We start from the raw sequence: 26,995 nt of genomic DNA, 5'->3' as shown, positions 1-26,995 counted from the left end.
GAAGCGATGCTGCCCTCTACACGAGGTTGATGATGAAAGATCGATCATCGGATCAAGATCAGGGCGTCGAGTGGCCGCAGACCGCCGATCGCAGACCGGACGGTTCGTCTGATGCGTTTCCGCTGTCGGCGGTCCAGCGGAGTGTGTGGTTCGGTCAGCAACTCAACCCGACGGCGCCGATCTTCATTGCGCAGTACGTGGAGCTGCACGGCGACGTCGACCTCGACCTGTTGCGTTCGGCGGCGGTGACTGCGGCCCGTGAATTCCAGTCGCCGTTCCTGCGTCTGGTGGACACCGGCGGGGAACCGCGCCAGATGGTCGACCACTCGATCGACACCTCGATCGCGTCGTTCGACCTCCGGCAGGAGAAGGACCCGCTCGGTGCGGCGCATGCGTGGATCGACCATGACTACGTCACCCCGATCCAACTGACGCGGGACCGGCTGGTGGAGATGACCATTCTCCAGGTCGCCGACAGGGACTACCTGTGGTACTCGCGAATCCACCACGTCGCGCTCGACGGCTACAGCGGTATGACCATGGTGAACCGCATCGCGGCCCTCTACACCGCCGCGTCAAAAGGCGTCGATCCGGAACCGAGCCGGGCTCTCGACCTGCGCACGCTCTACGAGCTGGATCAGAAGTACCGCTCGTCGAGCCGGTTCGAGGTCGACCGCGAATACTGGGCCGAGCACGTGCGGGGGATCGAGGCCGGCTCCACGCTCGCGCACCGGGACGGGCCTGCGGCGGCCCGTTGCCGGCTGGAGAGCGCGCAGTTGACCGACGCGGCGCTCGATCGGCTGAACTCCTCCGACACCCGGGTCGGCGCGACGCCCGCGGCGCAGCTGATCGCGGCGTTCGCCTGCTATCTGTCGAGGATGACGGGGAGCCGCGACGTCCTGGTGAACGTGCCGGTGTCCGCACGCACAACCGCGCCGCTGCAGCATTCCGGTGGCATGCTCGTCAACGTCGCGCCGCTCCGGATCACGGTCGACACCGACGACACCGTCGCCGACCTCGTCCGGCGGGTACAGCTGGAACTGATGGGCGCCCTGCGCCACCAGCGGTGCAGTCTCGAGGACATCCGGCGCGACGCCGGGCTGACCGGTGTGCAGCACGGGCTGGCGGGGCCGATGGTCAACGTGATGCTCTTCCGCCAGGAGATCACCCTCGGGCCGATCGTCGGCGAGTATCACATCGTGACCTCCGGACCCGTGCAGGACCTGCTGGTCAACATCTACCAGAGCGGCACGCCGGCCAGGGCGCTCGTCGACTTCCGCGGCAATCCCAACCGATATGGCGAGGAGGAGTTGCGCACCCACCACCGGCGCTTCGTCGAACTCGTGGAGGCCCTGCTCGCCGCCGAGCCGACCACCGTGCTGGCGGACCTCCATGCCGAGTCGGCACTGATCGGGGAGCGCATGCGGCGCGAGACCGACGAGCTGGCGTTCTGGACGCAGGAGCTGGCCGGGCAGCCGGAATCGGCGGTGTTGCCCCGCGCAGGCCCGGCGACCGGCCGGACCGGTCGGGGCTCGATCTCGTGCTCGCTCGACCGCGACCTGCACGCTGCGGCGACGGTGCTCGCCCGCGACCTCGACGTCGAGACGTTCACCATGCTGCACACCGCGCTGGCCGCCGTGCTGAGCAGGCTCACCGACACCGACGACATCGTCGTCGCCGCTCCGGTGCCGAACCGGTCCGGCGCGAACCGGGACCGGCCCGCCACCGCCCCCACCTGCAACACCGTGGCCCTGCGCACCCCGATCGACCCGTCCGCCGCGTTCACCGACCTGGTGCGTGAGACGGACCAAAGCGAGCACCGCGCCTTCGCGCACCAGGAGACTCCGTTCGAGCGGGTCGTCGCGACGCTGGGCGCGCCCCGTCCGCGGGTGACGTTCAGCGCCCACGCCGCCCCGCCCGCCGTGATCGCTCCGGAGAACACCGAACTCACGGTCGACCTCACCGAGCGTTTCACCACGCGGGGCACGCCCGCCGGTATCGACGCGCGACTGACCTACGACAACGCCGCGCTCGACGAGCAGACCGTGACCTCCCTGATCGATCGGTTCGAGCGGCTGCTCGCCGGGGTCACCGCGGATCCTGGCCGGCCGGTGGGGGACGTGCCCATCTTGACCGCCGCGGAAACCGCGGGGCTGACCCCGGTAGCGGGTCCGGCCGACGTAGCCCCGCGGACACTCGCCCGGATCCTCGCCGACGCGGTGGCCGCCGATCCGGACCACGAGGCAATCGTCGCCGACGGACGCAGGCTTTCCTACCGTGAACTCGACGAACTCGCCGACAGGCTGTCGAGGCGTCTGCTCGATCACGGTCTAGGTCCGGATTCCGTTGTGGCCCTGGCGATCGCGCGTTCAGTCGAGGCGGTGACCGCGGTCTGGGCGGTGGCTCGCATCGGGGCCGCGTTCCTGCCCGTCGACCCGAACTACCCAGTGGACCGGATCGAGCACATGCTCTCCGACTCCGGCGCCGCGCTCGGTCTGACCGTCCGGGCGCACAGCGGGCGGCTGCCCGAGACCATGACGTGGTTGGTCCTCGACGACCCGATCGAGGCGCCTGGCCCCACGGCTTCCGTTGCCGCGGCAACCCGTCCGGTCCGCCTCGACGACGCGGCCTACCTGATCTACACCTCCGGATCGACGGGCCTGCCCAAGGGAGTGGTGGTGACACATCGCGGGCTGGCGAACCTCGCTGCGGAGGAACGCGAACGGTTCGCGATCACCGCGGACTCCCGCACCCTGTCCTTCTCCTCGCCCAGCTTCGACGCGTCCGTGCTCGAACTGCTGATGGCGGTGGGGTCCGGCGCGACGATGGTCGTGGCCCCGCCGGGCGTGTACGGAGGCGTGGAACTGGCGGACGTCCTACGCCGTGAGCGGGTCACGCACGCGTTCGTCACCCCCGCGGCACTGGCGTCCGTCGACCCCGCCGGGCTAGATCATCTCGAGTGCGTGGTCACCGGTGGTGACGTGTGCCCGCCCGCGCTGGTCCGGCAGTGGGCTGCACCGACATCCCAGAGCTCCCGCGGAGCAGCCCGACGGATGTTCAACGCGTACGGCCCCACGGAGGTCACCGTGGTCGCCGGGATCAGCGCCGCATTACGGCCCGGAGCCCCGGTCACGGTCGGCGGACCGTCTCGCGGGTGCGGTGAGATGGTTCTGGACCGGCGGCTGCAGCCGGTGCCGGTGGGCGCGGTCGGTGAGCTGTACGTGACGGGCGACGGGCTGGCCCGTGGCTACCGGCACCGGCCGGGGCAGACCGCGGAACGCTTCGTAGCGGACCCGTACAGCGCGGGCGGCGGACGGATGTACCGGACCGGCGACCTGGTGCGGTGGATTGCTCGAACGCGCGACGGGAGGCCGAGCGCAGCAGCGCTCGAACTCGAGTACCTCGGCCGCAGCGACTTCCAGATCAAGATCCGCGGCTTCCGGATCGAGCTCGGCGAAATCGACAGTGTGCTCGTGGCTCATCCGAGTGTCGCGTTCGCGGCGACCACCGGGCACACCCGTCCCTCCGGCGACGTCGTGCTGGTCGGCTACGTGTTGCCCCAGGCCGACGCCCAGATCGACGAGGCCGAACTCCTCGCTCATGCCGCCGCGTCGCTGCCCGCGCACATGGTGCCCGCGACGATCGTCGTCCTCGACCGCGTGCCGCTGACCCCGGCGGGCAAGCTGGACCGGAAGGCGTTGCCTGAACCTCGCCGGCGCGGGACCACCGCCGAGTACCGGGCGCCGCACACCCCGACGGAGAAGACGGTCGCCGCGGTGTTCGCGGAACTGCTCGGGCAGGCCCGGGTCGGTGCCGACGACAGCTTCTTCGATCTCGGCGGCGACTCCCTGATCGCCACAAGAGTGATCGGACGGGTGAATGCGGCGCTGCCGGTGCGGCTGAGCGTGCGGGACCTGTTCGCGGAACCGACCGTTTCGGGACTGACGCACCACATCGACCGGATTCTCGAGAACGCCGATCCCGGTCGGCCGACGCGAGACCGGCCCGCGCTCGTTGCGCGGAATCGCCCGGACCGGCTCCCACTGTCCCCGGCGCAGCAGCGGATGTGGCTGGTGAACCAGTTCGACATCGCTTCGCCGGCGTACAACATTCCGTTCGCCGTGACGTTCACGGGCGAGCTCGACCGTGCGGCGCTGCAGACCGCGTTGGGTGACGTGATCGACAGGCACGAGGCACTGCGGACGGTGTTCCCGGCCGATGTGCGGGGCCCCTACCAGGTGATCCTGCCGGCGCCGGACGCGGCGGTGGACCTGACACCCGTCGTCGTGGACCCGGAGCGGGTGGAGGAGTCGGTCGCGGCGGCGGCCGCCTCCGGTTTCGATGTCCGCGAGCAGATTCCGCTGAGAATCGCCCTGTTCCAGACCGGGTCGCGTCGACACGTCCTGGCCGTGGTGCTGCACCACATATCGGCGGACGGGCAGTCCGTCGAGCTGCTGGCCCGAGACGTGGCGGCGGCGTACGCCGCGCGGGCGGCCGGGCGCGCGCCCGAGTGGGATCCACTGCCGCTGCACTACGCCGACTATGCCCTGTGGCAGCGCGAACTGCTCGGGGCGGAGGACGATCCGCAGTCGCTCGCCGCCCGGCAACTCGCCTACTGGGGTGACCGGCTGGCCGATCTCCCGGCGGCGATCTCGCTGCCGCACGACCGTCCCCGGTCGCCGCGGACGACCGCCTCCGGCGGCCGGATCGAGTTCGATGTCGAGGACGGGATCCACCGTGGCCTGGTCCGGATCGCTCGCGAGCACGGCTGCACGCTGTTCATGGTCTTACACGCCGCGCTCGCAGTTCTGCTCGCCCGGCTCGGCGCCGGGCCCGACGTCGCCGTGGGCACACCGGTCGCCGGCCGCGGCGAACCCGAACTGGACGACCTCGTCGGCATGTTCGTCAACACCCTCGTCCTGCGCAGCACGGTCCGACCCGAGACCACCTTCTCCGACCTGCTCACGCACGTGCGCGAGACCGACCTCGGAGCGTTCGCCCACGCCGATCTGCCGTTCGAGCGGCTGGTCGACGAGTTCGCCTCGGACCGGTCTCCCATCCACGCGCCGCTGGTGCAGGTGCTGCTCGAGTTCCAGCACGGCGAGCCCACGACGGTGGCCATGCCGGGACTGTCCGCGGAGGCGGCCGAGGTGGACACGGGTGTCGCCAAGTTCGACCTGCAGCTGGGGGTACGGGAACGGTTCGACATCTGGGGTCGCGCCGCCGGCCTGTCCGCGACACTGCGGTTCGCGACCGACCTGTTCGACCGAACCACGGTGGCCGAGATCGGCGACCGCCTGGTGCGGATCCTCGCCGCGGCGGCCGCCGATCCGGCCGCCGTGGTGGGCGACATCGAGATCACCGACGAGCAGGAGAGGTCACTCGTCGCGCGGGAGCGGCCCGGCCGCGCGGTGCCGCCGACCACACTGCCGGAGCTGTTCACGAGCGCCGCGGCGCGCAGCCCGGGCGCGTGCGCGGTCGTCGCGGGCACCGCCCGCATCCGGTATTCGGACCTGGCGGCGCGTGCGAACCGGTTGGCCCGCTTGCTGATCGGCCACGGAGTGGGGCCGGCGTCACTGGTGGCGGTCGCGCTGACGCGTTCGGACGACCTACCGGTCGCTCTTCTCGCGGTCCTCACCGCCGGTGCCGCGTATGTCCCCGTGGACGTCGACTATCCGGAGGACCGCATCGCCTACATGCTCGCCGACGCCGCACCGGTGTGTGTCCTGGTCGACGGCGGCGCGAGCGGTTCGGCTCTGCGTCGCACCGACATTCCGGTCGTCGACATCGGCGATCCAGGGGTGACGACCACGATCGGCAAGCTGTCGCCTGCGCCGGTGACCGATGCCGACCGGACCGCGCCGTTGTACCCGGACTCGCTCGCGTACGTGATCTACACGTCCGGGTCGACCGGTCGGCCCAAGGGAGTGGCGGTCTCGCACCGCAGTGTGACCACGCTGTTCGCCAACGCGGCGGAGTTGTTCCGATTCGGCGGCGACGACGTGTGGACGATGTTCCATTCGCACGCCTTCGATTTCGCCGTGTGGGAGTTGTGGGGTGCGCTCATCCACGGCGGCACGGCGGTGCTGGTCGACCACGCCACGGCCCGCACGCCACACGATCTGCTGCAGCTGTTGCAGGACGAGGCTGTCACGGTCCTGTGCCAGACCCCGAGTGCCTTCCACCAGTTGGCCGACGCCGAGCGGACCCGCGCCGACGCCGGGGACGCCGCGTTGCTGCGCCTGCGGTATGTGATCTTCGGTGGGGAGGCGCTGGATCCCGGGCGGCTCACCGAATGGTTCTCTCGCCGAGGGGACTCGGCACCGCAGTTGGTGAACATGTACGGGATCACCGAGACGTGCGTGCACGTGACCCACGGCCCGTTGTCCGGGGCGCCGGGGGCTCGTCGTCGAGGGTTTATCGGCTACGCGCTGCCCGGGCTGCGGGTGCGCGTGCTCGACGAACGGCTCCACGTGGTCCCGCCGGGTGTGGTGGGCGAGCTGTACGTGTCCGGCGCTCAGCTGGCGCGGGGCTATCCGCGTCTCGCGGGGGAGACCGCGGCGCGATTCGTCGCCGACCCGTCCGGGGCAGGCACCCGGATGTACCGCACCGGCGATCTGGGCCGGTGGCGGGTGGACGGCACGCTCGAGTACGCCGGCCGCAGGGACCATCAGGTGCAGGTGCGCGGCTACCGGGTGGAGCTGGGCGAGGTGGAGGCGGCACTCGCGGCCGTGTCGGGTGTGGCGTCCGCGGTGGTGGTCGCGGACGAGGGACCCGTCGGGATCCGGCTGGTGGGGTACGCGGTGCCGGACGCCGGTGTGGTTCTCGATCCGGACGAGGTGAGAGCGTCCGTCGCCCAGTTCCTTCCGGGCTACATGGTGCCGTCGACCGTGATGATCCTGGACCGAATCCCTGTGACCGCGCACGGCAAACTCGACCGCGCGAGCCTGCCGGTCCCCGGTGCTCCCGAGGGTTCCCACGTCGCGCCTCGGGACCCGGTCGAGGAGATCGTGGCGGGCGTGATCACCGATCTGCTCGGTGTCGACCGGGTGGGTGCGGACGACGGGTTCTTCGTCCTCGGCGGCAATTCGCTGGTGTCGGCGCAGCTGGTGGCCCGGATCAACGACGCGACCGGCGCCTCGCTCGGCATCCGGGACGTCTTCGACGGCCCCACCGTCGCCGAGCTCGCCAGGAGGGTCGGCGGGGAGGGCAGCGGGGTGCGCCGATCGCCGCTGATCCCGCAGCCCCGGCCTGCCCGGATCCCGTTGTCCCCTGCGCAACTGCGGATGTGGTTCGTCAACCAGTACGACCCGCAGTCCCCGGCCTACAACATCTCGTTCTCGCTGCGATTGTCGGGCGACCTCGACGCCCCGGCGCTGCGGGCCGCGCTCGGCGACGTCATCGCCCGACACGAATCCTTGCGCACGGTCTACCCGCTCACCGACGACGGGCCGTGCCAGGAGATCCTGCCCGCCGAGTCGGCCGAGCCCGGACTCGAGGTCATCCAGGTACGTGATGCGGACGACCTGCACGCCCGGATGTGGGCGGCGACGGCACGCGGCTTCGACGTCGCGGAGCAGATTCCGCTGCGGGCGATCCTGTTCCGGGCCGACGAGACCAACCACGTGCTCACCGTGGTGCTGCACCACATTCTCGCGGACGGCTTCTCACTGAACCCGCTGGCACGGGACGTGGCCGCCGCGTATGCCGCGCGGATGTGCCACGGCGCGCCGCAGTGGCCGCCGTTGACCGCGCAGTACGCGGACTACACACTGTGGCAGCTCGAATGGCTGGGCAATGAGGACGACGCATCGTCCCCGCTCGCACGTCAGCTCGACTACTGGACCACCACGCTTTCGGGTCTGGACGAGGTACTGGATCTGCCGAGCGACAGGCCCCGGCCTGCGGTCCGCTCGCAGTCCGGCGGGCGCGTCGCGTTCACAGTCGACGAGGGCCTGCACCGGGGCCTGATCGCGCTCGCCCACAGCCACGATGCGAGCGTGTTCATGGTGGTGCATGCGGCGCTGGCCACCCTGCTGTCCCGGCTTGCCGGCACCGACGACATCGCGATCGGCACCCCGATCGCCGGGCGCGGGGCCGCGGCTCTCGACGACATGGTCGGGATGTTCGTCGGCACCCTCGTGCTGCGGTGCGATGTCGGCGGGGCGTGCTCGTTCGGTGAACTGCTTCGCCGGGTCCGGGAGACCGACCTCGGCGCGTTCACGCACGCGGACATCCCGTTCGAACGGGTTGTGGAGGCGCTGGATCCGCCCCGCTCGCACGCACATACGCCGTTGTTCCAGGTGATGCTCGAGTTCCGGACCATCGCGCGGCCGGATCTCGCGCTGCCGGGCCTGCGGGTGGAGGCGCTCGACTCCGGCGACGTGGCCGCCAACTTCGACCTGCAGCTCACCGTGGCCGAGGAGTTCGACGCCACGGGCGCCGCAGCCGGGATGGCCGCCGGTCTGGTGTTCGCCACCGACATGTTCGACGAGGCCACCGCGCGGACCTTCGCCGACAGATTCGTGCGGATCCTGGAGGCGGTGGCCCAGTCCCCGGGCATGCCGGTCGCGGACATCGACATCCTCGACGGTGCGGAGCGCGCCGCACTCACGGAGGTGCGGGGTGAACCCGGCGCACCACCGCGCACGCTGGCCGCCGTGCTCGCGGCCGGGGCAGCGATCGATCCGCACGCGCCTGCGATCCGGTACGACGGCAACGAGATCTCGTACCTCGACCTCGACCGCGCATCGACCATGCTCGCCCGCAGCCTGATCGACGTGGGTGTCGGACCCGGTTCTGTGGTGGCGCTCGGCATGCCCCGCAGCGTCGAGTACATCATCAGTCTGTGGGCCGTCGCGAAGACCGGGGCCGCCTTCGTCCCGATCGACCCGGCGCACCCGGAGGATCGGATCGCCTTCATGCTCGACGATTCGGGTGCGGTCCTCGGGCTGACCGTCGCCCAGTCCCGGGACGTACTCCCCGATGGGCTGCGGTGGTGGACGCTCGACGCCGCCCGTCTCATGCACGACCACACCGCCGTCTCGCCGGTCCGTGACACCGACCGGACCACCCGACTGCGGCTCGACCAGGCCGCTTACCTGATCTACACCTCCGGCTCGACGGGAATCCCGAAGGGTGTCAAGGTGACTCACCGTGGTCTCGCGGCGTTCGCCGACCACGTGCACAAGCGCTGTCGGACGACGCCCCACTCCCGCGCACTGCACTTCACGTCGCCCAGCTTCGACGCCTCGATCCTCGATTTCATCCTCGCGTTCGGTGCGGGGGGGACCCTCGTGATCGCGCCCCCCACCGTGTACGGCGGTGACGAGCTGAGGGAGCTGCTCCTGGCCGAACGCGTGACCCACTGCTTCCTCACCCCGACGGCGCTCGCCACGATGGACCCCGCCGGACTCGACGACCTGGTGTGCTTGGTGTCGGGCGGCGAGGCCTGCCCGCCCGACGTGGTGGCCCGCTGGGCCCCCGGACGGCGGATGCACAACGGGTACGGCCCGACGGAGGCGACCATCGCGGCGAGCATCAGCTATCCGTTGACCCCGGGCGAGCCCATCACGATTGGAGACCCGGCACCGGGATTCCGCGTGCGAGTGCTCGATCGCAGGCTGCAGCCGGTGCCGGTCGGGGTGCTCGGAGAGCTGTACCTTGCGGGCCCGGCGTTGGCCCGCGGCTATCACCGGCGTCCGGGGCTGACGGCCGGCCGGTTCGTCGCCGAATCCGGCGGGGCTCCCGGCGAGCGGATGTACCGCACGGGGGATCTCGTGCGGTGGACCACAGACGGTCAGTTGGTCTGCCTGGGTCGCGACGATCGGCAGGTCAAGGTGCGCGGCAATCGGATCGAGCTCGGCGAGGTCGAATCGTGCCTGACGGCAGCCGGATCCGTCGGTCAGGCGGTGGCGGACGTGCGCGCCGTCGGGCACCGGGGAGACCTGGTGATCGCGTACGTGGTGGCCGCGGCCGGGGCGGTGGTGGACACGGCGCGTCTGCACGAGGCCCTCGCGGCACGGCTGCCCGGGTACATGGTTCCCGCGCACATCGTGGTGATGTCCGAGATGCCGATGACCGTGCACGGCAAGCTCGACCGGGCGGCACTGCCGACGCCCGATCTCGGGGCGGAGGTGTCGGTGGGCCGGGCGCCGTCCGGCACTGCCGAGGAGAACCTGGGCCTGCTGTTCGCGGAGGTTCTCGGCCTGGACATGGTCGGGATGGACGACTCGTTCTTCGCCCTTGGCGGCGACAGCATCATGTCGATCCAGCTGGTGGCGCGGGCGAAGGCGGCGGGGCTTTCCCTCACGCCGCGTGACGTGTTCGATCACCCGACCGTCGCCGGGCTCGCCGCGGTGGCGGACTCGCGCACCGCAACCCGGCCGGCGACACTCGAAGAGTTGCCCGGCGGCGGTATCGGGCAGATGCCGCTCACCCCGATCCTCGAGTGGGTGCTCCGCCGCAGCGCCGGCCGGATCGACAGGTTCTCCCAGTCGGTGATGCTGACGCTGCCCTATGGAGTCGACCGGATCGCGCTCGAGGTCGCGGTGCAGGCCGTATTGGACGAGCACGACATGCTCAGGGCCCGGCTCGCACCCGACGGCGACAGTGACTGGAGGATGACGGTTTCCGGCATCGGCAGTGTCACCGCCAGGGACGTGCTGACGCGTGTCGAGGTGGATTCGGTGGACGACGCGGCGTTCGACGTCCGCGCCGCCGCCGAGGCGGATGCCGCGGCCGACCGGCTGGATCCGGCCGCAGGCACGATGGTGCAGATCGTGTGGTTCGACGGACCGTCCGGCACCGGACGGCTGCTGCTGGTCGTCCACCACGCCGTCGTCGACGGCGTGTCGTGGCGCGTGCTGGTGCCGGACCTGGCGTCGGCCTGGGCGCAGGCGTCGGAGGGGCGGCTTCCCGAGTTGGCGCCGGTGGGCACGTCGATGCGCCGGTGGGCGCACGCTCTGGAAGATGCTGCCCCGCAGCGGGTCGGCGAACTGCCGATGTGGGAGCGGATCCTGGACGGCGACGACCCGGCCATTGGATCGCGACCGCTGGATTCCGCGCGCGATGTCATTGCCACGAGCGAGGTGCTGACCAGCGAGGCGTCCCCCGAGGTCACCGAGGCCGTGCTCGCCGCGCTGCCTGCGTCGCTCCGTGCCGACGTGCTCGACGGGCTGCTGACGGCCCTCGCGATGGCGGTGGTCCGCTGGCGCGCCGAGCGAGGCGTCGAACGGTCCGACGTCCTGCTCGGCGTCGAGGGGCACGGGCGGGAGGAGGCGGCGGCGTCCGGTGCGGACCTGACCCGCACGGTCGGATGGTTCACGACGCTCTCGCCGGTGCGCCCGGATCTGTCGTCGATCGACCTCGGCGAGGCGTTCGCCGGGGGAGCGGCGGCGGGAGCGGCGGTCAAGCTCGTGAAGGAAGAGCTACGGGCGATCCCGGATCGGGGGATCGGCTACGGGCTGCTCCGTGGGCTTGGCGGGGAGTCGGGGGCGCGGGTCCGCGGGTGGCGCGAGCCCCAGATCGTCTTCAACTACTTGGGCCGGATAGCCGGCACCGCCGGCGTTGGCAGGATCACCGCGGGGGCCGGCGACGATCCGCAGGCGTGGCTGCCCACCCCGCGTCACGGGCTCGGCAACGCCCACGATCCGCAGATGCCCGTGACGGCCGTCGTCGACATCGCGGCGGGGTTCGTGCCGCGGCCGGGAGGCGCTGTCCTGCAGTCGTCCTGGACGTTCCCGACCGGAGTTCTGGATGCCGCAGATGTGCACCGGCTCGCGGACCTGTGGCACCGGGCACTTGGGGCGCTCGCCGCCTACGCCCACACCGAAGGCGCGGGCGGGCTCACCCCATCGGACCTCGATCTCGTCCCGCTCGACCAGGCGGCGATCGACGCCCTCGAGGCACGGCGACCCGGGCTGACGGACGTGTGGCCGCTGACCCCGCTGCAGTCGGGACTGCTGTTCCACGCCCGTCTCGCGGAGCGATCGGTCGACGCGTACATGGTCCAGCTCGTCGTCGAGCTGCACGGCCGGCCGTCGCCGGAGCGGATGCGCCGGGCCGCGCGGACTCTGCTCGATCGCCACCCGAACCTGCGGGTGTGCTTCGTCGAAGACGATGCGGGCGAGGTGAACCAGGTCGTCGAGGGTCGTGTGTCGTTGCCGTGGAGTGAGATCGACCTGTCCGGCCTCGAGGGGTCGGCTGGCCGGGAACGCTGGCGGCAGCTGCTCGCGGAGGAACGTTCGACGCCGTTCGTGATGGACCGCGCACCGCTGCTGCGCTTCACACTGGTCCGGACGGGAGCGGAAGAGCGCCGGCTGCTGCTCACCCACCACCACATCCTGCTGGACGGCTGGTCGACGCCGCTGCTGCTCGAGGAGTTGCTCGCCCTGTACGCCGCCGACCGGGAGCCGACGTCGGCACCGGCGGGCGACTACCACGACTACCTGACGTGGCTGGCCGCGCAGGATCACGTATCCGGTGTCGCGGAGTGGCGTCGGGCCCTCGCCGGCGCCGACGGGCCGACGCTGCTGGTACCCGGGGACGGGTCTGTGCTCGCTCCGCAGGCTCCGCTCGACGGAGTCGTGATTCCGGCCGAACCAGGAGAGGCGACCCTGACCGTACCCGCCGAGGAGACCACGGCGCTGGTGGCGGTGGCCCGGGAGCACGGGGTCACGGTCAACACCGTCGTACAGGTCGCCTGGGCGCTGGTGCTCGGTGCACTGACCGGCCGCACCGATGTGGTGTTCGGTGCGACGGTGTCGGGCCGTCCCCCGCAGGTGCCCGGGATCGAGGCGATGATCGGACTGTTCATCAACACCGTGCCGGTCCGGATCGCGTTCGATCCCCGCGAAAGCGTCGGCGAGCTGCTCAGTCGTGTGCAGTCGGAGCAGGCGGCGATGCTCGACCACCACCACATCGGGCTCGCCGAGATCCAACGGGAGGCGGGTCCGGCGGCGACGTTCGACACACTGACGGTCTTCGAGTCGTACCCCGTCGACCGCTCGGCGCTCGCGCGCGGCACCGACATCGCCGGCCTACGGGTGGTCGGTGTCGAGGGTTTCGACGCCACCCACTACCCACTGACCGTGCTGGCGCGCGTGGACGACCGCCTGCGGCTGCACCTGAAGTACCGGCCGGACCGGCTCGACCCGGCCGAGGTGGACTCGATCGCCGACCGGCTGCGGCGCGCGCTCGCGACCGTCACGCACGACAGGGCGCGCCCCGTCGCCCGGGTCGACCTGCTGTCCGAGCGCGAGGCGGCCGCGCCGATTCGGGGCGGCCCGGCGAACCCGCCACGGCTGCTGCCGGAGATCCTCGTCGCCGGGGCCGCGATCGAGCCCGACGGTGTCGCGGTGGACTCGGAGGACGCTCGGCTGTCGTACCGGGACCTCGACGAGGAGTCGAATCGATTGGCGCGGTACCTGATCGGTGCGGGGGCACGGCCGGGCACGGCGGTGGTGATCGCCCTGCCGCGTTCGGTGCGGTCGGTGACGGCCGTGTGGGCGGTGGCGAAGACCGGTGCGGCGTTCGTACCGGTGGATCCGACCTACCCGCGTGCCCGCGTCCAGCACATGCTCACCGACTCGGACGCCGCCGTGGGACTGGCACTCGCCTCCGATCGCGGCAATCTGCCGGACTCCGTGCATTGGCTCGTACTCGACGATCCGGGATGCGCGGCGGACCTCGCCGCTCTTCCGGCGGACGCCATCGCCGAGGTAGAACGGCCGGGCACCCTGCGCGTCGACGACGCGGCGTACCTGCTCTACACGTCGGGATCGACGGGCCTGCCAAAAGGCGTGAGTGTCACCCACCGCGGCCTGTCGAGCCTGCTCGCCGCGCAGCGGGACCGCTATGTTGTTCCGTCGACGGCGCGCTGCCTGCACGTGTGCTCACCGAGTTTCGACGTCTCGGTCCTCGAACTGCTGCAGGCCGCCACTGCGGGCGCGTGCCTGGTGATCGCGCCGCCGCACGTGTACGGCGGTGCCGATCTGGGCCGACTCCTGCGCCGCGAGCGGATAACCCACGTCTGCATCACACCTGCCGCAATCGCCACAGTCGATACCGAGCGCCTCGACGACCTCGAGGTGCTGGTCGTCGCGGGCGACGCCGTCGGTCCGGAACTGGTGGCCGACTGGGCGCCCGGACGGACGATGCTCAACGGCTACGGGCCGACCGAGTCGACCGTCCTGACGACGATCAGTGCACCCCTGGTGCCCGGGGCGAGGGTGCCGATCGGGGGCCCGGTGCGCGGCACCGACGTGTTCGTCCTCGACGGCTTCCTGCGCCCGGTCCCGGCAGGCGTGCCAGGAGAGCTGTACATCGCGGGAGCGGGGCTGGCCCGCGGATACCATCGCCGGGCCGCGTTGACCGCGGCGCGATTCGTGCCCGCCCCCGGCGGCGCGCCCGGCGACCGGATGTACCGCACCGGTGACGTCGTCCGGTGGTGGCCGGACGGCACGCTCGACTACCTGGGCCGCAGCGACTTCCAGGTGAAGGTGCGGGGACTGCGCATCGAACTCGGGGAGATCGACGCGGTCTACGCCGCACACCCGGCGGTCGGGTTCGCCGTCACGGTCGCGTGGCCACGGGAAGCCGGCGACCCGATGCTGGTGACGTATGTCATGCCGAACTCCGCGGACGGCGTCGATGTCGCCGACCTGACCGACCACGCGCTCCGGCTCCTGCCGGTGCACATGGTGCCGACCACGGTGATGATGCTCGACGCGATACCGCTGACCCCGGTGGGAAAGCTGGACCGCGCCGCGCTGCCCGAACCGGACTTCGACTCGCTGACACCGCGATTCCGGGAACCGCGCAACTCCACCGAGGCCGGTCTGGTCACCGTGTTCGCCGAGGTGACCGGCGTCGACCGGGTGGGAGTCGACGACGACTTCTTCACGCTGGGTGGCAACTCCCTCAGTGCGACGCGGGCCGTGGCCCGCATCAACCGCGCGCGCGGCAGCAGGATCGGGGTGCGTGACCTCTTCGAGTGCCGGACGGCGGCGGCGCTCGCGCCCCGGTGTGTGCGCGTCACCGCGCCGCACGGGGACGAGTTGCGCACGGGCACCCGGCCCACCCGCATCCCGCTGTCATCGGCCCAGGAACGCATGTGGTTCGTCAACCAGTTCGATCCGGCATCGGCGGCGTACAACGTGCCGATGGTGTTGCGGCTCTCGGGCGGCCTCGACGCTCCGGCCCTGCGGCGCGCGCTGGTCGACGTGGTGGAGCGACAGGAATCGCTGCGGACGGTGTTCCCATCGCCGGCCGCCGGCCCGTCCCAGCCTGCTGCCGGCCCCTCCCAGGTGACGGTGCCCGCGCCCGGTGTGGTCGGCGACCTGACGCCGGAACAGGTTGCCGCGGACCGGGTACCCGCCCGCATCGCCGAGATCGTGCACGAGGGATTCGATGTGGCACAGGAGGTTCCGGTGCGGGTGCGGCTGCTGCGGATCGCGGCGGACGACCACCTCCTCGTGCTGGTGGTCCATCACATCGTGGCCGACGGATTCTCGATCGGACCCCTGGCCCGGGACGTAGCGACGGCGTATGCGGCGCGGGTCAGCGGTGGTGCACCGAACTGGGCGCCGCTGCCGGTCCAGTTCGCGGACTTCGCCGTGTGGCAGCACTCGATGCTGGGCTCGCGGGATGACCGGGACTCACGGATCGCCCGCGAACTCGCCTGGTGGGAGGACCGACTGGCGGCGGCGCCGCCGGTGACCGGGTTGCCGCTGGACCGCCCGCGCGAGGTCCGGCGCTCGACGCGCGGTGGGCGGGCGGCACTCTCGGTGGATCCCGGCGTCCACCGCGGGCTCGTCGAACTCGCCCGCAGACACGATTCGACGGTGTTCATGGTGGTGCACGCCGCGCTCGCGGTGCTGCTGTCCCGCGTGGGAGCCGGCCGTGACGTCGTGGTCGGAACCCCGGTCGCCGGGCGCGGCGAGGCCGAGCTGGACGATGTGGTCGGCATGTTCGTGAACACCCTTGTGCTGCGCACCGCGGTCGAACCGGCGGACTCCTTCGCCGCGGTGCTCTCCGGGACGCGGGACGCGGACCTGGACGCCTTCGCACACGCCGACGTGCCGTTCGAGCAGCTCGTGGAGCGGTCGGCGTCGGCGCGATCCACCTCGCACACCCCGCTGTTCCAGGTGATGCTCGAGTTCCGCAACGTCGAGCATCCCCACGTCCGGCTGCCTGGACTGACGGCCGAGGTTCTCGACGTCGAGATGGGCGAGGCGAAGTTCGACCTCCAGTTCGGGATCGGCGAGCGGTTCGAAGCCGGGGCCCCGGCGGGACTGTCGGGCGAGCTGCTGTTCGCATCCGACGTGTTCGACGAGTCCACCGCGACGGCGCTCGCGGACATGTTCGGCCGCGTGCTCGCCGCCGTCGCGGCCGATCCGTCCGTCCTGGTCGGGGACATCGACGTCGCGGGGGCGCTGGCGCGCGAGGAGGCCGCAGAGCGCGCGTCCGGCCCGGTGTCGGCGGACGGGACGCTGTCGGCGGACGGGACGCTGTCGGCGGTGCCGACGTACGAGACCCTGCCGGACCTGTTCGCCGCGACCGTCGCGGCCGATCCCGACACGATCGCCGTGGTCGCCGCGGACTCGCGGATGGCCTACCGCGAACTCGACGCGCGGTCGAACCGGCTGGCGCGCTGGCTGATCGACCGCGGCATCGGTCCGGAGTCGCTGGTCGCCGTGATGATGGAACGATCGGCCGACCTGGTGGCCGCGCTCGTCGGGGTCGCGCGGTCGGGTGCGGCCTACCTGCCGGTGGACCCGTCGTACCCGGCGGCGCGCATCGAGTTCCTGCTGGGCGATGCGGCACCGGCCTGCGTGCTGGTCGACGCGAGCGTGCCGGGGGACCTGGTCGCCGGCGCACCCGTGGTGCGTCTCGACGACCCGGACATGCGCACACAGCTCGACTCCCTGAGGGCCACACCGGTCACCGACGTCGATCGCACGGGCCCGCTGCACGCGGATTCCGTTGCCTACGTGATCTACACGTCGGGTTCGACCGGGAGACCCAAGGGTGTCGCGGTGACGCATCGGAACGCGGTGACGCTGCTGACCGGCGCCCGCGCCGTGCTCGGCTTCGGTGCGGGCGACGTGTGGACTATGTTCCATTCGTTCGCGTTCGACTTCGCGGTGTGGGAACTGTGGGGCGCCTTGGGGTTCGGCGGCCGGTTGGTTGTCGTCGGGCACGACACCGCGCGTTCCCCGGACGAGCTGCGCCGCCTGCTGGTCTCCGAGTCGGTGACGATGCTGAGCCAGACGCCGTCGTCGTTCTACCAGTTCGCACAGGCCGATGCCGCGGCCGACGACGCCACCCTCGCGCTCCGCTGGGTGGTGTTCGGGGGCGAGGCGCTGGACATGGCCCGCCTGGCGGGATGGGTCGAACGGCACGGCGTCACCGCGCCTGCTCTGGTGAACATGTTCGGTATCACCGAGACCTGCGTGCACGTGACGTGGCGGATGATCGACCTCGCGGCGGTCACCGGGCCGCGTTCCACCGGATCGGTGATCGGTCTCGGACTACCGGGTGTGCGGGTGTGGGTGCTCGACGAGCGGCTGCGCCCCGCGCCGCTCGGGGTGGCGGGCGAGCTGTACGTGTCGGGCGCGCAGGTGGCACGGGGATACCGGGGACGGCCCGGGCTGACCGCGGGACGCTTCGTCGCCGACCCGTTCGGTCCCGCGGGGCGGATGTACCGCACAGGGGATCGGGCCCGGTGGACCTCGGACGGCGAGCTCGCGTTCCTGGGACGCAGCGACTCCCAGGTCCAGATCCGGGGCTTCCGGGTGGAGCCGGGGGAGGTCGAGTCGGCGCTGACCGCGGTTCCGGGCGTCGGATCCGCCGTGGTGCTGGCGCGACCCGGGCCGACCGACGGCGCCGCACGCCTGGTGGCCTACGTGGTCCCCGAGTCCGGCGCCGCCCTCGATCCGGCCTCGGTGACCGAGGCCGTCGGCCGTCGGTTGCCCGGATACCTCGTGCCGTCCGTGACGACGGTCCTCGCGGAGTTCCCGATCACCGCACACGGCAAGCTCGATCGCGCCGCACTCCCCGAACCGCGACCGGGGACCGTGAGTGGGAGAGCACCCGGCACCGGGACCGAACGCCTGCTGGCGAGGCTGTTCGCGGAGCTTCTCGGTGTCGAGACGGTCGGTACCGACGAATCGTTCTTCGGGCTCGGCGGCGACTCGATCATGTCCATCCAGCTGGTGTCGCGGGCGAAGGCCGCGGGGCTGACGTTCACGCCGCGCGACGTGTTCGAGCGCCGCACCGTCGCAGGCCTCGCCGAGGTCGCCGACCTCACCGGCACAGACGACGTCGTCGTGCTGCCGGAACTTCCTGGCGGCGGCGTCGGCGACGTGCCACTCACCCCGATCATGCGGTGGCTGGTCGAGCGCTCGGGCACGCGGCGCGGTGGCGACTTCCGCCGCTACTCGCAGTCGGTCCTGCTCGCGGTGCCCGCCGAAATCGACCGCGAATCCCTCACCCGGGCGGTCGGCGCGGTCCTGGACCGGCACGACATGCTGCGGGCCCGGCTGCGCCCGGACGCCCGCTCCGAGTCCGGGTGGCGGCTCGAGGTACGCCCACCGGGGGCGGTGCCCGCCGACACGATCGTGCGAGAGGTCCCGATCGACGGCGTCGCCGGAGCGGACCATGCGACCCAGGGTGCGGTGGAGGCGGCCGCCGACCTGCTGGATCCGGAGTCCGGCATCATGATCCAGTTCGTGCACCTCGTCGGGGGAGACGCGGCCCGGTTGCTCGTCGTCGCCCACCACCTCGTGATCGACGGGGTCTCGTGGCGGATCCTGATCCCCGACCTCGCGCTCGCCTGCGCGCAGGCCGCGGACGGCGCGCAGCCGGACCTACCGCCGATCGGCACCTCGATGCGGACATGGGCGGACGGGCTCGTGCGGGCGGCGCGGGACCGCGCAGGCGAGCTGGACCTGTGGCAGTCGACGGTCTCCCGAGCATCCGTGGGACGCGCTGCGGGAGAACTCGATCCGTCGGTCGACATCGCGGGCACCCTCGAGCGCGTCGAGGTGGAGTTGCCTGCCGACGTGACCCTGGGCCTGACGACCACGGTGCCGCGGGTGTTCCACGGCGTCGTCGAGGACGGACTGCTCGCCGCGCTGGCCCTCGCGCTCGTGCACTGGCGGCGCGGCCGCGGCGTCGACACCGACGACGTCGTGGTGGCGCTCGAGGGACACGGCCGCGAGCCCCAGGTGGTACCGGGCGCCGACCTGTCCCGCACGGTGGGGTGGTTCACCTCGATCTACCCGGTGCGGCTCGATCTGTCCGGCATCGACATCGACCAGGCCCGCGGCGGGGGAGCCGCCGCGGGTGCGGCGGTGAAGTCGGTCAAGGAGCAGTTGCGCGCCGTGCCCGACCACGGGATCGGGTACGGCCTGCTCCGGTACCTCGGCGACGAAACCGGTGCCGAGCTGCGCGGGTTGCCCGAGCCGGAGATCAGCTTCAACTACCTCGGTCGGCTGGACGGCGGCACCGAACCTCGCGGTGACGGAATCTGGCTTCCGGTCACGGAATCCGGGCTGCACGATGCGGTCGCGGCGGACATGCCGGTGGCGTTCGCGATCGACGTCAACGCGGTGACGGTGCCCGGTCCGGACGGCCCGCGGATCAGGGCGACGTGGGCCTTCCCGCGCCGCGTGCTCGATGCCGCGGACGTGGAACGGCTCGCGCAGGGCTGGATCGCTGCCGCGCGCGGGGTGGTCGAGCGGGCGAGCACGCCTGGTGCGGGCGGGCGGACCCCGTCGGATCTGGGTCTGGTGCACCTGGACCAGGCGGCCGTCGAGCGGTTCGAGGCCCGGTTCCCTTCGCTGTCCGATGTGTGGCCGCTGACACCGATCGAGCGCGGCATGTTCTTCCATGCCGAGCTCGCCGGCGCCTCGGTGGACGCGTACCTGGTGCAGCTGATCCTCACGCTGGGCGGCGAGGTGGACTCACTGCGTCTGCATCGGGCGGTCCGGAGCCTGCTCGACCGGCACGCGAATCTGCGCACGGCGTTCGTGCGCACACCGGAAGGGGAGGCCGTACGGATCGTCACCGGCGATGTGGCCGCGCCGTGGACCGAGACCGACCTGCGCGCGCTCACCGAACCGGCGGCATCGGAGCGGTTCGGTGAGATCCTGGCCGAGGACCGCACCCACCCGTTCGACATGGCATCGCCGCCACTGCTGCGGATCGGCCTGGTGCGCATGCCCGATGGCACGAACCGGCTGATCCTGACCAACCACCACATCCTGCTCGACGGGTGGTCGACGCCGCTGCTGCTCGAGGAACTCGTCGTCCTCTATGCGACCGACGGTGACACCTCCGCGCTGCCACGGGTCCGCCCCCACCGCGACTATCTCGAATGGCTCGCGGCGCAGGACCGGCAGGCGGCGCTGCGTGCGTGGGCCGATGCCTTCGTCGGGGCGGACGAGCCCACCCTGCTGGTCCGCGACGGGTCCGCCACGACAGCGCAGTCCGCGCCGTCGCGGGACATGCGGTACGAGTTGGACGGCCCGGCGACCGAGCGACTGCGTGCCCTCGCGCACGAACGCGGACTGACGCTCAACACCGTCGTCTCGGTCGGGTGGGCGATCGTCCTCGGCCTCCTCACCCGTCGCGACGACGTGGTGTTCGGCGCCACCGTGTCCGGGCGACCGCCGCACGTGCCCGGCATCGAATCGATGATCGGACTGTTCATCAACACCGTGCCGGTCCGGGTCCGACTCGATGCCGCGGAAACCCTTGGTGCGTTGCTGGATCGGGTACAGGCGGAGCAGGTGGCGCTGCTCGATCATCACCACGTCGGGCTCACCGATGTCCGGCGCGCCGCGGGACCGGCCGCAGCCTTCGACACGCTCACCGTGTTCGAGTCCTATCCCGTGCGCAGCACGCTATCCGCGGACGCCGACATCGCGGGGCTGCGACTGCAGGGCGTCGAGGTTCGCGACGCCGCTCACTACCCGCTGAGCGTGGTCGCGTCCGCGACCGACCGTCTGCGCCTGACGATGAAGTTCCACCCCGACCTCCTCGACGGGACGGCGGTCGACGCTGCCGCCCGCAGGCTGCTGCACGTCCTGCGCGCGATCGGTGACGATCCCCGGCGACGCCTGGCCGGACTCGGACTGCTGACCGCCGACGAACGCCGGATGCTGGTTCCGGTGCGGGGCGGACCTCGCAGCGCCGCCCGGACGCTCCCGGAGATCCTGGTGGAGGCGGCCGCCCACGATCCGGAGGCGGTCGCGCTGGTCGCCGGCGGACACGAGGTCACCTACGCCGACCTCGACGCCCGGTCCAATCGCCTGGCGCGCGCACTGATCGACCGTGGAGCGGGGCCGGAAACCTCTGTGGCGCTCGGTATACCGCGTTCCGTCGAGTCGGTGCTCGCAATGTGGGCGGTGGCCAAGACCGGGGCCGCGTTCGTCCCGGTGGACCCGGACTATCCCGCGGAGCGGGTCGAGCACATGCTCGCCGACTCCGGTGCAGGCGTCGGGCTGACCGTCGCGGCGCACCGGCACCGGCTGCCCGACACGGTGCCGTGGTTGACGCTCGACGACCCCGGATTCGCCGCGGACTGTGCGTCCCGACCGGCGGAGCCGGTGACCGACGCCGAGCGCACGGCGCCCGTGCGGATCGACCATCCGGCGTACCTGATCTACACATCCGGCTCCACCGGCCTGCCCAAGGCGGTCACCCTGACCCATCGGGGCCTGGGGAACTACGCCGACGAGCAACGGGATCGGTGCGCGGTGACCGCGGACTCCCGAACGCTGCACTTCTCGTCACCCAGTTTCGACGTCTCTGTGCTCGAGTACCTGCTGTGCTTCGCCGCAGGCGCGACCATGGTGATCGTGCCCCGTGGCGTCTACGGCGGCGCGGATCTGGCCGCGTTGCTGAAGAACCAGCGCGTCACGCACGCCTTCATCACGCCTGCCGCCCTCGCCTCGATCGACCCGGCGGGGCTCGACGACCTGCAGTCCGTGATGGTCGGCGGCGAGGCGTGGCCACCGGAACTGATCGCGAACTGGATGCCGCAGCGGCGCATGCTCAACGGGTACGGGCCGACGGAGACCACGATCGTGGTGAACATCGAGGACTGCGTGCCGGAGGTCGTGCCCTTCACCCTGGGCCGGCCGATCCGCGGCGTCGCCGAGATCGTGCTCGACGCGCGACTGCAGCCGGTGCCGGTGGGTGTCGAGGGGGAGATCTACATCGCCGGTCCCGGTCTGGCCCGCGGCTACCACCGGCGGGCAGGCACGACCGCTGGACGATTCGTTGCCGACCCCTTCGGCGCGCCCGGCGAGCGGATGTACCGCTCCGGCGACGTCGGGGCGTGGACCCTGGACGGGAAGCTCGAGTACCGCGGGCGCAGCGACTTCCAGGTGAAGGTTCGGGGCTTCCGCATCGAACTCGGCGAAATCGACGCCGCACTCTCCGCGCATCCAGACGTCCGGTTCGCGGCCACCCTCGGCCGCCCCGGGCCGGGCGGCGACACCGTGTTGGTCTCCTATGTGGCTCCGGTCGCCGGCCGGGACATCGCCGTCGACGACCTCCGAACCCGGTTGTCCGCCCAGGTCCCCGACTTCATGGTGCCGGCATCGATCGTCGTGCTCGACGAGATCCCGCTCGGTCCCACCGGGAAGCTCGATCGCCGCGCACTGCCCGATCCCCAATTCGGCCACACCCCGATGGCGTTCCTGGCGCCGACCAACCCGGTGGAGGAGGCGGTGACCGAGGTGTTCGCGACCACGCTCGGGGTGGACCGCGTGGGGATCGGCGACGACTTCTTCGAACTCGGCGGCAATTCACTGTCCGCAACGCGCGTGGTCGCCCGGCTCCGGGAGACCCTCGGCGTCGAGCTGGGCGTCCGCGCGCTCTTCGCCGCGCCGACCGCGGCGGCACTGGCAGAGCGCATCGAGCATGCGGAAACGGGAGCGTCCGGTCGTCCCGCGCTCGAGGCGCTCGAACGACCGGACGTTATCCCGCTGTCCGCGGCGCAGCAGCGGATGTGGTTCATCAACCAGTTCGACCCGGCGTCGCCCGCCTACAACGTCCCGCTGGTGGTGCGCCTGTCGGGTGCCCTCGACGCCCCGGCCCTCGACGCCGCACTGGCCGACGTGGTCGACCGGCACGAGTCGTTGCGGACCGTCTTCCCGACCGGACGAGACGGCCCGGTGCAGGAGGTTCGCCCGGCGGCCGAGGCGGCGCCCGTCCTGCGGCCGGTGCCGGTCGTCAGGGAGGAGGAGCTCGCCCGGCGGATCCACGCCGAGGTGTCCGCGGGGTTCGACGTCACCGCGCGCGTACCGATCCGCGGCGCGCTGTTCGAGCTCGGTGCCGACGAGCACGTCCTAGTGCTGGTGGCGCACCACATCTCGGTCGACGGGCTGTCGATGGGACCGCTGTCCCGGGACCTGGTCCGCGCATACGCGGCGCGGGCGTCGGGGCGCGCACCCGAGTGGTCACCGCTAGCGGTCCAGTATGTCGACTACACGCTGTGGCAGCACCGGCTGCTCGGCGACGCCGACGACCCGGGGTCGCTGGCCGCGCGGCAGCTCGACCACTGGACGTCGACCCTGGCGGGGGCACCGGATCTGCTTGGCCTGCCGACGGATCGACCGCGCCCGTCGCAGCAGTCGTTCCGCGGCGCGCGCACGGGCTTCGCGATCGATCCGCAGCTGCACCGCAGGCTCGAGGAGTTCGCCCGGCGGCACGGGACGAGCGTGTTCATGACCGTGCACGCCGCGCTCGCGGTGCTGCTGAGCCGCCTCGGCTCCACCGATGACATCGTGATCGGCACGCCGGTCGCGGGCAGGGGAGAACCGGCGCTCGATGACCTGGTCGGCATGTTCGTCGGAACGCTGGCGCTGCGCACCCGGATCGATCCCGCGCAGTCGTTCGCGGATCTGCTGGCCGCCGTGCGGGAGGTGGACCTCGGCGCCTTTGCACATGCCGACCTCCCGTTCGAGCGGGTGGTCGAGGCGCTCGACCCGCCGCGCTCGACGGCGTACTCGCCGATATTCCAGGTGGCATTGGAGTTCCAGAACGACACGCGGGCCCGCCTCGATCTGCCGGGCCTGACCGTCGAGGGCCTCGCCCCGAACTCCGGTGTGGTGAAGGAGGATCTCGAGTTCGTGCTCGCCGAGCAGTTCGACGACTCGGGCGCACCGGCCGGTATCGCCGGGAGCATCGAGTACGCGACGGACCTGTTCGACGCCGTGACGGTGCGCGATGTCGCCGAACGATTCCTCCTGCTCCTCGAATCCGCGCTCGCCGATCCGCACGGCGCTGTCGGCGACATCGGGATCCTGCGCGACGACGAACTCCGCGACCTCACCGCGGCGCACGGCGACCCCGACGCCCAGGAGCTGTTGTTCCCCGAGCTGCTGGCCGAGGCCGGGCACGATCCCGATGCGATCGCGGTCGCCTGCGACGGCGTCGAGGTCTCCTATGGGGAGCTGGATCGGCGGTCGAACCGGCTGGCGCGGATGCTGATCGGCCGCGGTGCCGGTTCGGAGCGCTACGTCGCGCTCGCCTTGTCGCGCTCGCTCGAGTCGGTGCTCGCGGTGTGGGCGGTCGCGAAGACGGGGGCGGCGTTCCTGCCGGTCGACCCGGGCCACCCGGCCGGGCGGATCGCGCACATGCTCGGTGATTCCGGTGCGGCGCTGGGGGTGACCGTCGACGAGACGCGGAATCGCCTGCCTGACGAGGTCGACTGGGTGGTGCTCGACGATCCCGACACCACGGAGGTGGTCGCGGTCATGCCGGACGCGGCGATCGTCGATGCCGAGCGGATCGGCACCGTACGCGTCGACCACCCCGCGTACCTGATCTACACCTCCGGGTCGACCGGCGTCCCGAAGGGCGTCGTGCTCACCCACCGGGGTCTGGCGAACCTCGCCGCCGAGGAGCGCACCCGCCTCGATGTCACTCCGGATGCCCGCACCCTGCACTTCGCGTCCCCGAGCTTCGACGCATCGGTGTTCGAGATCGTGATGGCGCTGAGCGCGGGCGCGACCATGGTGATCGTCCCACCGCACGTGCGCGGGGGCGCGGAGCTGGCCGCGGCCCTCGAGATAGGTCGCGTCACACACGGATTCGTCACCCCGACCGCGCTGGAGTCGGTGGATTCCGGCGGGCTCGACGCGCTCCGGGTCCTCGTCGTCGCCGGTGAACCATGCGCCCAGGAACTGGTGGCGCGGTGGGCTCCGGACCGCACGATGCTCAACGCATACGGCCCCACCGAGACCACGATCATGTCGAACATCAGCGACCCGATGGCCGCAGGTGCCCCGATCACATTCGGTGGACCGATCCGCGGCGTGTCCGAGCTGGTGCTCGACAAGCGCCTGCACCCGGTGGCACCCGGTGTGGTGGGGGAGCTGTACGTCGCGGGGTCGGCCCTCGCCCGCGGCTACCACCGTCGGCCCGCGTTGACCGCCGACCGCTTCGTCGCCGACCCGTTCGGCCGGCCCGGTGAGAGGATCTACCGCACCGGCGACCTGGTCCGTCGACGGACCGACGGCACGCTCGAGTACATCGGCCGCAGCGACTTCCAGATCAAGGTCCGCGGCTTCCGCATCGAACCCGCCGAGATCGACGCCGTGCTCACCGCGCAGCCGGGCGTCGGGTTCGCGGTGACGATCGCGCGCACCGGACCGGCGGGCGACACGCTGCTGTGCTCGTATGTACGCGCGACCGGGGACTCGCATCTCGTGCCCGACGAGCTCCGCCGCGCCGCGGCGCAGCGACTTCCGAGCCACATGGTGCCGGCCTCGGTCATGGTGCTCGACCGGATCCCGTCCACCCCGACGGGCAAACTCGACCGGGACGCGCTGCCGATGCCGACGTTCACCTCGGCCGCGTTCCGAGAACCTGCCGGTCCGGTGGAGTCGGCGGCCGCAGACGCATTCGCGTCGGTACTGGGGGTGGAACGGATCGGCGCCGACGACAGCTTCTTCGACCACGGTGGCAACTCGCTGTTGGCGACCCGCGTGGTCGCCGAGCTCCGTGAGCGGCTCGGACGGGAGGTCTCGTTGCAGATGCTCTTCCTGGATCCGACACCGGCCGGGATGGCAGGCCGGATCGGTGCCGAGGACGCTCTCCAGGGCGTGAGCGTCGAGGACGCCCTCCGGGTCGTGATCCCGCTGCGCGGCAGCGGAACCGGCCGCCCGCTGTTCTGCGTCCATCCCGGAATCGGGTTGTCGTGGGGATACGCCGGGCTGGTCCGATACCTGCCCGCCGATCGACCCGTGTTCGGACTGCAACTGCCCGCGATCACCGGCGGTCCGGGGTACGGATCGATCGAGGAGCTCGCACGGCGGTACGTCGACGAGATGCGCGCGATCGCCCCCGAGGGGCCGTACGACCTGCTCGGTTGGTCCCTCGGCGGCGTCCTCGCGCACGCGATGGCTGTCGAACTGCAGAGTCGGGGTGAGTCCGTCTCGACCCTGGCGGTCATGGACAGTTACCCCGACGACGGCTCGGACCCCCTGCTCGGACGGCTCGAGGTCGCGGACCTGCTGCGTGGTCTCGGGCTGGACGTCGGTGCGCCCGAGCGGCATCGGGATCTGACCTACGACTCCGCTGCGCGCATGCTGGGCGAGTTCCTCGGCAGTTCGGGGATCACGGCGGCGCACCTCGAGCGGATCAACGACGGATACGCGAACTCGCGGCTGCTGGTGCACCGCTTCGTGCCCGGTGTGTTCGACGGTGACCTCCTGGTGTTCCCGGCGCAGCGCGGGCAGGGTGGGGGCACCGATCGCTCGGCGCAGGAGTGGCAGCCGCTCGTCACCGGTGGCATCGACGAGTGCCCCGTGGACTGCGGGCACAACGAGATGATCGAACCATCGTCGTTGTCCGTGATCGGTCCCGCGCTCGCCGCCCGCCTCGGAGGTCACACCTGACCACCAGAGAGCTCATTTGAGGCGCAAAGGCCACGTACTTGGGTCCGTTGCCGTCGTGCCCGCCAGAACAAGGG

1 protein-coding gene is annotated in these 26,995 nt (G+C 71.5%); it reads left to right on the top strand.

Features of this window, described 5'->3' with window-relative positions:
- Nucleotides 1-32 precede the first annotated feature (32 nt).
- Nucleotides 33-26,921, top strand: a complete 26,889-nt coding sequence (locus ABIC28_RS17830; RefSeq protein ID WP_354580127.1) for a non-ribosomal peptide synthase/polyketide synthase — start codon at nucleotides 33-35, stop codon at nucleotides 26,919-26,921.
- Nucleotides 26,922-26,995: the final 74 nt, after the last annotated feature.

Source organism: Rhodococcus sp. PvR044 (assembly GCF_040548995.1).
GTDB lineage: Bacteria > Actinomycetota > Actinomycetes > Mycobacteriales > Mycobacteriaceae > Rhodococcus_G > Rhodococcus_G oryzae.
This window is presented reverse-complemented; position numbering and strand designations above follow the sequence as displayed.

What these genes read in the sequence shown, in the direction of transcription:
- ABIC28_RS17830 (WP_354580127.1), top strand. Translation starts at nt 33, where the DNA reads ATGAAAGATCGATCATCGGATCAAGATCAGGGCGTCGAGTGGCCGCAG.